The organism is Flavobacterium adiutor (assembly GCF_048282555.1).
Taxonomy (GTDB): domain Bacteria; phylum Bacteroidota; class Bacteroidia; order Flavobacteriales; family Flavobacteriaceae; genus Flavobacterium.
Genome location: NZ_CP182487.1, coordinates 5015608 through 5028456, shown reverse-complemented (window position 1 = coordinate 5028456; position 12849 = coordinate 5015608). Strand labels below are relative to the sequence as shown.

At 32.5% G+C, this 12849-nt stretch carries 7 protein-coding genes; 3 read left to right on the top strand and 4 right to left on the bottom strand.

Annotated elements, in window-relative coordinates:
* The first annotated feature begins 82 nt into the window (after positions 1-82).
* Positions 83-1357, top strand: a complete 1275-nt coding sequence (locus tag ACNC7R_RS21360; protein ID WP_417943022.1) for a Y-family DNA polymerase — start codon at positions 83-85, stop codon at positions 1355-1357.
* Positions 1348-1788, top strand: a complete 441-nt coding sequence (locus ACNC7R_RS21355; RefSeq protein ID WP_417943021.1) for a LexA family protein — start codon at positions 1348-1350, stop codon at positions 1786-1788. Before ACNC7R_RS21360 ends, ACNC7R_RS21355 begins: the two co-directional genes overlap by 10 nt.
* Positions 1789-1957: 169 nt before the next feature.
* On the opposite strand, the gene ACNC7R_RS21350 is transcribed toward ACNC7R_RS21355, so the two are convergent.
* The 4 genes from ACNC7R_RS21350 to ACNC7R_RS21335 form a co-directional block, all read right to left on the bottom strand.
* Positions 1958-2179 (bottom strand): DDE-type integrase/transposase/recombinase, encoded by a 222-nt coding sequence (locus ACNC7R_RS21350; RefSeq protein WP_417943205.1) that lies wholly within the window; start codon positions 2177-2179, stop codon positions 1958-1960.
* A 193-nt stretch (positions 2180-2372) separates the two neighbouring features.
* Complete coding sequence (locus ACNC7R_RS21345) at positions 2373-2945, bottom strand: hypothetical protein (RefSeq protein ID WP_417943020.1); 573 nt, start codon at positions 2943-2945, stop codon at positions 2373-2375.
* 4 nt (positions 2946-2949) lie between these two features.
* Entirely contained in the window at positions 2950-7602 is a 4653-nt protein-coding gene (locus ACNC7R_RS21340; RefSeq protein ID WP_417943019.1) for a DUF6443 domain-containing protein, read from the bottom strand.
* Between the two features lie 135 nt (positions 7603-7737).
* The gene (locus ACNC7R_RS21335; RefSeq protein ID WP_417943018.1) at positions 7738-11511 is read right to left on the bottom strand and encodes a hypothetical protein; all 3774 of its coding nucleotides are present in this window, start codon (positions 11509-11511) and stop codon (positions 7738-7740) included.
* 460 nt (positions 11512-11971) lie between these two features.
* Here ACNC7R_RS21335 and ACNC7R_RS21330 point away from each other — a divergent pair, with 460 nt between their 5' ends.
* Positions 11972-12730, top strand: coding sequence for an IS5 family transposase (locus tag ACNC7R_RS21330; RefSeq protein ID WP_417939497.1), 759 nt, complete (start codon positions 11972-11974; stop codon positions 12728-12730).
* Positions 12731-12849 lie beyond the last annotated feature (119 nt).

Below are 12849 nucleotides of genomic sequence, written 5' to 3'. Positions count from 1 at the left end.
TTTTAATGTTTTACATGGTGAGGCATGAAAATTTAACTTTCCTAATCAAAATGCATATTACACTATTGCGTAATTTTGCAACATGTATGCTTTAGTCGATTGTAATAATTTTTATGCTTCATGTGAACGTGTTTTCCAGCCGGAATTCAACGGAAAACCTGTTGCGATATTATCGAATAATGATGGCTGTGTGATTTCGCGCAGTAACGAGGCTAAAGCTGTTGGCGTTCCTATGGGTGCTCCGGCATTCAAGATCAGGGAATTGATTAAAGAAAAAAATGTCAAGTTGTTTTCGTCGAATTATCCTTTATATGGAGACCTGAGCAATCGTGTGATGGAAATTTTGAGACAGTTTACCCCGAATGTCGAGATTTACAGTATTGATGAAGCTTTTCTGAATTTTGATGGTTTGCATGTTGTGGATTATCAGGATTACGGGCTGCAAATGAAATCGCGTATTCAAAAATGGCTTGGGCTTCCGGTTTGTATTGGCTTTGCCGAAACGAAGGCCTTGTCAAAATTAGCCAACAAAATTGCAAAAGAATTTCAAGACAGAACTAAAGGTGTTTATGTAATCGATACTGACGAAAAACGGATCAAGGCTTTGAAATGGACTAAGATTGAAGATGTCTGGGGCATTGGTCACCGTACCAAAAAGAAAGCTAAACTTCGAAATATTAATACAGCTCTCGATTTTATTGATCCTGTGCACGAAGCCTGGATTAAGAAAGAAATGGGGGTGATTGGTCTTCGCCTGAAATATGAACTCGAAGGCAAATCGGTTTTGGATTTAGAACCTTTGCCGGAACAGAAAAAGAGTATTGCAACGACAAGAAGTTTCCCTAAACAAATTTCCGATTTTGATTTGCTGCGTGAGCGTATTGTTACTTTTGCCTCTGTTTGTGCCGAAAAATTACGTAAACAAAATTCCTGCTGCCATACTATTATAGTTATGCTGGTGATTGATAAACATTCGGTAAAATCATCCCAATATTATTTTAATATGGCTATAACACTGCCGTATGCTACTAATTCAACTTTGACTATTTCGAATACCGCCATCGAAATACTGAAGAAATTACACAAAGGAAACGAAGGAATCCGCTTTAAAAAAGCTGGCGTTATAGTGACCGAATTGATTGATGAGGATAAAAAGCAGTTTCAGTTGTTTGAAGAAGAAAATCCAAAGCATCTGGCTTTAATGAAAGTAATGGACCAGCTGAACACTAAAATAGGAAACCGGAAAGTAAAACTGGCTTCGCAAAACCTTAAATTGACCTGGGATATGAACCAGAATCATTTGTCTCCTAAATATACAACCGATTTTAGTAAACTTCTGGAAGTAAAATGTCTGTAAAAAAAGAACAAAAACTGACCTTTTTTGAGCCTGATTTCGAAAGTGACATCAGGATTTCTTATATCCATGAGGGTGTTTCGGCTGGTTTTCCGTCGCCCGCAGCTGATTTTATGGAAACGAGTATTGACCTGAACAAAGAACTAAGCGAAAATCCGCTGGCTACTTTTTATATCCGGGTCAAAGGCAATTCGATGATCGATGCGGGTATCAGCGATAAAGATGTTTTGGTAGTTGACCGAAGCCTGGAACCGCAAAACAATAAAATTGCGATTTGTTTTATCGATGGCGAGTTTACCGTAAAACGCATTCAGGTCGAAAAAGACTGTTTGTACCTCATGCCCGAAAATCCAGATTACAGCCCCATAAAAGTTACTGAAGAAAATCAGCTTATTATTTGGGGAATGGTGACTTATGTGATTAAAAAGGTGTAAAAAAGATGGCAACCGTTGAAGTTGGAGAAATTTAAGATATTCTAGAAACTAAAGCCACTCCGTTATTAAAGTGGCTTTGTTGTTTTAACCGCGTTACAAACGCTACGATTTATCTTTTAATTTAAGTAGGCACTCGCTATAAGCAAGCTCCAGAGTTGTCTGTCTCGTCCTAAAAAAAGTTTACATATTCATTACTGCAATATTGTGTGCCTCTATCGGAATGATGTATTAATTGCAATTCATTTTTATTTTCTTGTGAAAGATTAGATATTGCGATTTGTAAGGCTTGAATTGTTTCTGCGGTTTGTAAATTATCGCCTAAATGATATCCAACAATCTTTATAGAATAAGCATCAGTAACAAAACTTATGTATACAAAATGATCCTTAATCCTTCAATATGTTATATTAACATTATAAGCGAGTGATAGTTTCTCTAATTCTCCTTTCGGAATATATTCTAAAACTTCTTCTAATTTCATAAGTCTGTTTTAGACTCAAATATAATAACTTTGAGGTTTCAAAATACTTATGATTGCAAATCTGCGCTGACGTTGCGTTGACATATCCGAGCGGTCGGTTTTTTTACTCTTCAGGAATATATTCGTATTTCTTCAATCTTAATAATTCAGCCCCAACTTTCTTCATCCATTTTTCTTGCTGATTATCATTAAAATAAACTTGATTGTCATATAGTTTTTGGTAAGCTTCACATTTTTCGCCATAAAAAATATAAACATTATCATAAATTTGATAGTCTTTAACTTTTTTTATATTTAAACTATCGAATGCTTTTCTAATTTTTCTTGTGAAAAGCTCATCAATATCAAAATGTAATTGTTCATGTAATAAAGAGGATGCATCACTTACCGTTGTCCAAGATTTACTTTTAACAAAATAACATTGTACCACATATTTTGGAATGCCATTTAGTACATCATTTTCAGTAATTTCAATTTTTGAACTCGTTAATGCTCCTATATTTGTTCTACTTGTATCTGGAATTCCTCTAAAATCATCCCAAACCAATTTTCTTTTACTTGACCATAAAATCCTGTCAATATCTTCCTTAAAGTTGTGATTTTTACTTTCTTTAAAGACATTTATTGAGCAACATATAAACAAAAGACAAATAAAGAGTAATAAATTTTTACACATAATATCACTTCTTAGTATTAATCAAATTAAAAGTTGCATCTGGATTACTACCATCCGTTTTTATTTTGCCATCCTTAATTAATATTTGTTTTGGATTCACTCCTCTTTTTATTAAAAATCGTTGAATTGATTTAGCTCTTGCCGACTGTAAATCGCCAATCGTAGCGTCTTTCCCATCCATTCTAACTCCCGTATCTCGAGTAAGAGGCATGTCTGTTTTTATTGCTACATTCGCTGAAATAGAAACAATTAATTGTGGATAATCTACTAGTGTTTTTATTAAATCTCGTAAGGTTTTCTCTGTATGAGGAGTATTTAGTTTAGTTGAACTATTTTCAAATTCAATAGCTCTATTAAAGCTCACTATTGCTCTATTTCCAATTATTGGAATAGGTGGGCGTCTTCGCGATGAAGGCGATGCAATATGTCTTGTTGGAATATTAATCTCAGGCGACTCAATACCATTACCGCCTGTTGTTATCCCAACAGGGGCTAAATCAATTCCTTCAACAGGGTTTCTTCCTTTTCCTTCTTCAGTATTATCATTTTTTTCATATCTTCTAGAACTTCCTTTGTTAGATACATACCATCCAAAATCAGGATTTTTCCAAGATGTGATTAGGTCTTCTTCTCTATGAGGATTACAAGAATTACAAGCTATATCAATGATACCATTTCTAAGTCTTCTGAACAGGTTACCAATGACATTAAGAATCCCTAATCCGTCATCATCGATATTCATTATAGGACTGTTGTCGCTAAACACATACGGTGATTGATAATTGACAAAATCTGCCATCGGGTCTATTGCTGTAAATCGACCCAAATCTGGCATATATTGTCGAAATAAATAATCATACATCCCAAGCTCTAGATCGTCTTGCAGTTCTTTTCCGTTATAGCGATACTTATAACCGGCACTGGTAGATGTAACAACATTATTGCCTGTATTGTGTTCCAATCCAAATGGGTAATAGCTGCTTTCTGATATAATCTCATTTTGAGAATTAGGTATTACTTTTTCTATTTTCAAGTCATCATACCATGCACTCCTTACGGTAAAATCAGCGTTTGAAGTTTCAAGACTTAATAGCAAATTTAAATATTTAAAACTGGCTGGTACTAAAATTTGTTTTTGTACAAAAATCCATTGTCCACTATTATCAACATTAACAAACTCTCTTTGAGTAATGGGATTGGCATCACCCGTTTTCATTTCAAGACTTAATATCCCACGAGTAAATTGAGCTGCATTTTGAATAAATATCCACCCTGAAATACGATAGAATGTTTCTTCTGTATTATTTATAGCAATCCATTGATTGCTTTGAACCGCTCTTCCATCACCATTACTGCTACGATCCATAGTTATCCGTGCTGAACGATTTCCCGAATGTTTGACAGTAGTGTCAAAATTTAATAGAGGATGAGAAATCTCTGAATCAACATTACTCCAACCTGTATCACTTTCAAAACCATCTTCCCATAAGGTCTGATAAATATTAGCTACAGGAGGAGCTATTATCCCATCATTATTGCTGTCTGCATAACTCAAACGGATATTGCCCAAATGGTCTTTGTACTGATAAATATAATTAAAATTTCCTGAATTATATTCTACATAACCTTCAGGCTGCGGGAAAAACTTCAGGACATTGTTTACATACTGAAACCCTCCTGCATAATCTGTTGTAGTAGTAACCAAGTTTATTACTTTTTTACTTTGTTTTACACCAGTAGCATCATATACATAATCAATACTTTTTCCGGTATTGAATAATATTTTAACAGGCAGGTTGAGATGGTTGTAAAAAATATTTGTGATTGCTTTATTCTTATCAACAGTCATATTGCCATTGTCATCATAACTGTAATCATTGCTTCCTTTGTTGGTATCTTTAAAACCTTCATCACTGTATGCTGTAAACCATGGATTATCATCGACTTTTATTAATCTGTTGCCTTTATCATATGTGTAGGTTAGGTAATCTATAATAAATGAATCTGAGCCTCCTGGACGTTGCATATTACGTGACAAATTCATAATATTTCCATTACGGTCGTATTCTGAAATACTTTCATCAAATTTAGAATTGGAGACATTATTTTCAAGATAGCTTGCTCCTCTCAATCTGTTTACCGCATCATATGTATAATTATATTGTTTAAGGACGGAATTAAGATTATTTGTTTTCCAGGAAGTGCTGCTAATATTGCCATTGTACAAGGGCTTGTTTTGGTAATAGGAAGCAAGTGAAGGGTTTACTATCGTATTATAGTTTAACCCAAAACCAAACAGATCATTATCCTGATTCAGGCTATTGGGATCGTTGATACTTTTAAGCCATCCTCTGATATTATAGGCGTAATCTACTTTTTGCAATCCCTGAGGGGTTTTTCCTCCGACTTTTTTGCTGATTAATTGTCCCAGCTCGTCATAGGTATTCGATACAATAACTTCAGGTATAGTGGCTCCATTGATAGCCTGTGTATGATCAGTAATCCTCCCTGAATGATCATAGGTAAAATTGTCTACTACAGTGGTAGTAACACCGTTTCTGAGATGTGTAGCTGTAGTTGCCAAAGTCTCACCTATAAAATTAAACTGGCTTTTAAGCGTGCTGGTAGTGCCCAGATAGTCGTTCTTGCTGTAGCTGTACACAAGCCTGCTTTTAGCATCATAATAATTCAGGCTGGTTATCCAGCTAGTGGTATCCAAGACACGGATTTTGCTTCCTGTGGCAAGGCCTTTGGCATTGGTGATTGGCGTAACATTATAGGATGTTGCCGGGCCGCCTCCGCTTAAATCAAAGCTATAATCATCATAATAATTAATGGTTAACAGATTAATATCAGTTGTGTTAGGAAAAACATTATTACTATAATATACCGTAGTTCCATTGATACTGTTAACGGTTTGTTTTGATTCAGATAAGGCTGTCCCTGCATCTGCCAAGAGCTGTACATCTGCGCGAGCTGTTTTTACAATATTTATGTATTCACCGGTATAAACAGGCCTGTTGAAAACATCATACTTGGTAAATAACCATTTTTTTGACGTTCTTAAATTGGCATCCTGCGTTAAAACAGGCCTGTCAAGTTTGTCATATACTATGTATTCCCATCCTTTGCCCGGAAGCTTCTTTTCTATAAGACGGTTGCGTTTGTCATAACGGTATTGATAGATCAAATCATCCAGAGTGCTTCTGTCTAATGCCGGGGTATAAGTAGCCTGAAAATCCGAAAGGTTTAAACTTTTATTGAATAAAAGCTCACCATTTTCATCTGGATAAACGCTCACTCCGTTTGAAGAAAAATATAAATCGCCATCCTGAATATAAGCGGTACCAACTACAACTGAACTCCCATTTATGTCGAATGCTATAATATTTCCCAACGATATGTTAGGCAAATCAGGATTGAAGTCCAAGGTTGCAATTTTTCCTGACCTCAATAAAGAACCAGGAGTAAATCCGTATGTATAAAAACGATAGCTTAGAATACCTGAATTTTGAGATAAAGCAATTTCAGCATACATTTCATCATTAAAAATAGAAATACCTTGATAATCGGAATCAGCGTAATAAGATTGACCAATATTGGGCTGAATTATTGAACCGTAGGTTAAAAGTTTAGGAGGCAGTACATAAGTCAAATTCCCGTAATCGTCATATACATAATAAGTATCAAGCCACTTTCCTGCATCAAAAGTCCTTTTTAAAACAACATTGCCTTGATTGTCTTTAAATTCTTCTGTTGTATGGTCGTTAGGGTAAGTCTGGTTGGCCTGCCAGTTTTCATCTTTTGTAACAGTTTTGTATAATTGTGCAGGATCATAAATACCTTCGTCTTCAAGGTACGGATTTTCTGTGTTTCCAACTATGAAAGAAACTCCAAAACGTCTTACCTGATCGGCATTAGTATTGGTTTGGTATTGAAGTTTTATAGTATGATCTGCAGTATTATTTCCCATTGGAGGCAATGGATTAGCATTTCTAAATGTCGTGCAATCTGAAGATCCATAACCATAATAACTTGAATAATAACAACTAAACCTCCAATCTGTTGTGCCACTCTGAACGGAATTTCTATATTCTACACAAACACTTGAATTATAAGAAAGTGAGTTATAATCAAAACAAATGCTGCCATCTCCATTTGAATCTGATTTTAGAGCCCAATCATTACCTGGAGCGGCTTGTTTGAGTATACGATTGAGGGGTGAGGCTTCAAATTCTTTTTCAGAATAAGGATTAAGTGTGTTTTCATATTTATTTGTATTGTAAAAACTTTTAGTCAAAGTATTAATATCTCCTACTCTAAACGCACCACTACTTCCTGCATCTGTATATGGTAAATACTCTTTCACTTGTCTGCCAAACGCATCATACTCTATATGGGTTATAATATCTATAGGGGTTCCATCACTTTTTACCCCTGCTCTTACAGCTATATTTTGCTTAGGTCTACCTAATCCGTCAAAATAACTTATAGCTTCTATTTTTTGAGACGTTGCAAGTGTTGCTATATCAGTTGCTCCTTCCTGAGGTACAACTGTATGAATATAGTTTTCATTAGTCTGGGCTACAACTGTATTCGTAGATAATAATACCAAAAGTACTATAATTAAAAACTCAATTCTTTTATTAAAGTTCATTATTTTTCGCATTTATAATTTTATAAACAACCTTTTATAAATCATTGTTTCATTTTGTTACTATTCTCCAGCCTTAATTTTGTAATAAAAAGCAAATTACATTTATATAAATACTTGAAGGATTAAAGAAGTTTTTTATCTAGGAAAATTAGCTACATATATTTTATAATGTTTCTGTTGCTCAAAAGTGAAAGAACCTCCTGTAAACAAATATTGCTTATTGTTATTTTCTACTGTTGTAACTGAAATATCTGGTAAATAACCCTGTTGATATTTAGCTGTGGGGTCTATTCTGAAACTTAATTGATAAGTACCATGTGGTAGAAAAATCTTTGTGATAACTGAATTAGTAAAAGGATCTGTTATGTTAATTTTTTGTGTTGCAACGATTGACCCTTCTTGAATAAAATCAACTTCTATTTTATTAGGGTAATTTCTTAGATTATCTGGCTGATTTAAATTGTAAAGTGAACTCGCTAGTTCTAAACTGGCATAGGGTAAATTTGGTAAACAATCATTATTAAAATTAGCCCCATTATTTCCCAAATTATTCAGAATATTTAGTGCATTATTATTAGAACTTTCACTGGATGCTTGATTGTACTTACCGCCTGGTATAATGTAATTATTAAAAAGTCCCGTTTCGCAATTGTAATCTATACTTCGCATCATCGGAATATTATAATAATTGTTAAAGTTTATAATTTTAAAATTCTTAATATTATAATTAATTGATTTTACTATTTTTAGATTATTGTCTTTTATATTCTTAAGTCTTCCAATTGAGTCATAATCAAAATATTGAGTAAGGTCTTTTGTATCAGTTATGCTTGTTACTCCTACTTGTCTTTTATAAGTGTATGTATTAATAGCTTGACCTGGTTCATTAAATGTATTTCTCAATCCTTTTAAAAAATTAATTAAGGAAGTATCATTAACGGGATCACTTATTTCAATATTTGATTTATAAGTAGAAGGAATACCGGCATAAGATACATTTTTAAGTTCAGCAACAGGATAGATATCATGATAGCCCCATAAATAAGAAACAGGAATTTCATCTCGGCCTCTTAACTGTAAAACATTTCCAAACTGATCATATTGATCAATTGTAGTATCGGTTTCTAATACTCCTCCTTTTACCGAACTTTGAACTGTTTTGGGAGCAAAAAAATTCAAGCCAGCAGGAATTTTTTCAAAATTTGTTTTCTTCCTAGATAATTCTTTATTTTTAGTAATATTTCGGGTAATCTCTTCAATCAAAGGACTTATCATGTTGGCATTTTCCATTTCGTCATAAACACCATCAAAATCATAAGCATATTTATGTGATGTTTCTATACTTTCTCCTTTGGAATTTTGTGTAAGAATTCTGGAAGGCTCTACAAATGGTAATTTGTCATAAAAATATGAGGTTGATATTGACTTAGTTCCTGTGTTTTCAAACCAGTCTTCTTTTTCTTTACTTAATAACATAACTCCCATGGGAAGTGCATATTCTCCTTTAATAAAATTATTGGGATAATCTAAATTATAAAGATCTCTTGTGCTTCCTGTATAGGTGCTTTGTAATTGATAAAAATACTTAAAAAAAGAATAAACTACTCTTAATCCTTGAGGTCTTAAATATTTAATATACTCAAAACTTTTTTTATAAACAGACTTAAAGCCACTCTTAGGATCGTATTTATATATTTCTTTAGATTTTTGTTGCCCCATCATCCAGTCGGTTTTTAGATAGGGAATATTAGTTTCTTGCACTAAATTTCTATTTATAAAAGGATAATCAGTACTATAAAATTCGTCTGGTTTATAATATGTATGTACTGTTTTGCCTGTTTGTTTTCCCAAATCCTGTTCATACTCAGTAACTTTTGTATAATATATTGGAGCTCCATTTGGATAAGTATAATTTAATGAAGAAGCAGAAGAATAGGTTGTTTTTGTTTCTTTGGTGAACGAAACCATACAGCTGGATGTATCACAATTAGAGAAATATCTACCTGAAATATTCTGTAAATAACTTATAATTTGTTCATAATTTTCAATACCATAATAATAGGAATCAGGGTCTGTAGTTAGCTGAGGACGAGAAATTAAAAGACCTGTTCCCTCTTCTAAATCACCATAACGAAAGTATACTTGTTTTGAAGGTGAAGTTGAATTTGCATCCAGATAATTAATACTTCTAATTCTCAATCCACCTCCTAATAAAGGAAGTTTTTGAGAGTAATTCAATAAATTTGTATGCATCTCTTCTTGATATTTATTGGTCTCAAAATCAAAATTTACTGAACCTCCAGTGGGATATATAATCTGTCTTAAAATACCTTTTTTTATTGCTTCTTCATTTGGTGTTTCATTCCAATTACTATTACCTCCTATAGATACATTTTTATTTGTAGCATAAACATTTGTGTTGTCATATTCCGGCAGAAAAAACTGAGTCATTAATATATTTTTCTTAGGCATACTTAAATCATCGTTATTTGTATTATTAGAATAAACCGAAGTAGATTCATTTGGGTATCCAAAAACATCATGCCCTTTTAAATGATTTCCATAATTAAATTTATTATTGTAAAATAATACGTATCGTTCAAAAGTATTACCGCTATTTCTTACATGTAAAGAATCTAAATAATTTGTTTTGTCAACAATCTGTGATGATGTCGTTGTAGCGGATTGAAATAAACTAAGCGATTTAATCTCATTGTTTTTATCATCCAAAACTTCGATAGAATTTAGTTTATCTGCCCCATTAAAAACTACTTTCCCTCCTCTAAAATTAATCTCTGAAATAGAAATTCCTTTAACTACTGAAAAAGACGAGTTAGATTCATTTTTTAAATACGTTTTATCCGTAAGATTCTGATTGCTTGAGGAAGCTAAATAAGGCACATGTAATACCGATTTGTTCCAATGATAAACTTTATACTTTGGGGAAGAAATTTGATGGAAGGGAACGGTAGCCATCAAATTATCATAATAAACGATGTTATTTATAGGACTTTCCATTGATCCATAATATGGATCTCTACCAAGTCCTATAAATGGAGATGGATTATTATAGAACTCTATTTTATCATCAAATGATTGATATGTTACATCTGTTTTATTAATATAATTAAAAATAATTTCATCGACTTTATTATTGCTTATAACCCTGTCACATTTCCAAGAGGTTACATAATCTTTAGTAAGTTCTTTTTTTCTTAAATTGAGGTAAGTAACATCACCTAACCCTGAAGTTCCAAAGTAATAAATGGTTCCGTCTGTGTCAATAATTTTAAAAACACCTCCGGATTCGTATGTAATTTTAATATTGCTATAAGGTACTGTAATTATAGAATATCCTGTTCCTGAATCGTTTTTTTGAAAATAAAATGACCCTGTTTTTTCTAATAATTGATAATTAAATTTGTCAGGCATGCCATCAAAATCACCGTTAGCCAAATTATAAGCACGATCCATTGCGACTGCATCTGAACCATAAAAATAAGATTCATTGGGGGTATATGGATAATAACTAGGAATGTAAGATTTCAATAAATTATTAACTATATAACCTCCAGGATGCAAATCATTTAGTCCATTAATAGATTGTGTAATCTGAAGATCACAACTTAATGACCACCCCAAACCTGTTCGGGTAGATTTTTCGTTTATCTTAAAACCACCAGCATGATAATTCAATGTAATAGGTAATTTGAGATTTCCAACCTTAATCTCATAAAAGGGGATATTAATATTTGGAACGCCTGTATTATGATTTACTGGATAATTTACCATTTTAGCTAAGGCAGCAGCTTCTGGTGTAACTGGTAAATTAACATAATTTGAAGATTGTTGCTGTCCATAGATTATACTAAAAAAGAGAAATGAAAGTGTAGCATATAGTAATCTCATAAATTAATTCTTATAATATTTTAATGAATTATACTAATAATAAATTGTAATTTGTTATTTACAATAGTATAATTTATATTTTAATTAACAATACAAATCTTTATTTTTTTTTTAAATAAAAATGAGTTAAAAAACGGAATTATTAAATTCCTCCTTTTGCTGCGTGTTAATACAAGAATCTTAGTTAACGGCTATTGCTAATTGATTTTTAATAAAAATAAGAAACTGATTGTTGGGTAATTGGGTAATAATTACTTAACAGTATGTCAGTATATGAGTTAAAGTAACTTCCACAGGGTTATGAGGCTACAATTTTAGTAAGTCAGCAATTGTACTCTTTTGTCTAAATCCAAAATTTATTTAGATTTTAAGAGCCTGTTTAAAAATGTAAAAAAAAGTCTTTATGAGTTAAAGAAACCGATTGGAATTATTCTTTTTGTGCTACCAAACTACAAATAAGATGTATCCAACCGATTTAACAGAAACTCAGTGGCAATTTATAAAAAAAACATTAGAATTAGGTGATAGAAAACGTAAACACAGCTTGCGTTTCATCTGGAATGCGATCAACTACCTTATTAAGAGTGGTTGTCAGTGGCGAATGCTACCTAGTAATTTTCCAAAATGGCAGCTTGTTTATTATTACTATTCAAAATGGGCTGATTTAGATTATTTTGATTTATTACTTTCGAAGTTAAGAGAAGGAGTCCGTAGTAAAAAAGGACAAAATGCAGAACCCAGTTTAGGAATAATGGATAGCCAAAGCGTTCGTTGGGGAAATAATCGTTCTTTAAAAAGTTTTGATGGGAATAAAAAAATAAAAGGTATAAAACGACACGTTGTCGTTGATAAAAATGGCTTTTTATTAGCCATTATGGTAACGGTAGCGAGTATTCATGATAGCAAAGCAGTATTTTTATTGATCAGAACCCTAAAGGATTTACTTTGTTCTGTAAAAGTTATCCTTGCCGATGGAGGCTATAGAGGTGAAATTATAGAACAAATTAAAAACAATTTTGGCTATATAATTCAAGTAGTTATGAGGTCGGATGATAAAAAATCAGGCTTCAAGCCTACACACAAAAGATGGGTGGTAGAGAGAACATTTGCATGGTTTGACAACGATAGAAGATTATGCAGAAATTATGAACTATTAATTGATTCTGCTGAAAACGTAGTCAAATTAGCAGCTATTAAACATTTATTGAATAAAATTTAAACAGGCTCTAATATTTATTGAAGATAATGCTCAATCCTAAAATCTTATTGATTTAAAATTGTGAATGTTTTTTTCATTTTTGAATTCAGTAAGCGATTGTGTAATTCAGTAAACTGTTT

Coding starts and splice junctions, on each gene's coding strand:
- ACNC7R_RS21360 (WP_417943022.1), top strand. CDS start 83: ATGTATGCTTTAGTCGATTGTAATAATTTTTATGCTTCATGTGAACGT.
- ACNC7R_RS21355 (WP_417943021.1), top strand. CDS start 1,348: ATGTCTGTAAAAAAAGAACAAAAACTGACCTTTTTTGAGCCTGATTTC.
- ACNC7R_RS21345 (WP_417943020.1), bottom strand. CDS start 2,945: ATGTGTAAAAATTTATTACTCTTTATTTGTCTTTTGTTTATATGTTGC.
- ACNC7R_RS21340 (WP_417943019.1), bottom strand. CDS start 7,602: ATGAACTTTAATAAAAGAATTGAGTTTTTAATTATAGTACTTTTGGTA.
- ACNC7R_RS21335 (WP_417943018.1), bottom strand. CDS start 11,511: ATGAGATTACTATATGCTACACTTTCATTTCTCTTTTTTAGTATAATC.
- ACNC7R_RS21330 (WP_417939497.1), top strand. CDS start 11,972: ATGTATCCAACCGATTTAACAGAAACTCAGTGGCAATTTATAAAAAAA.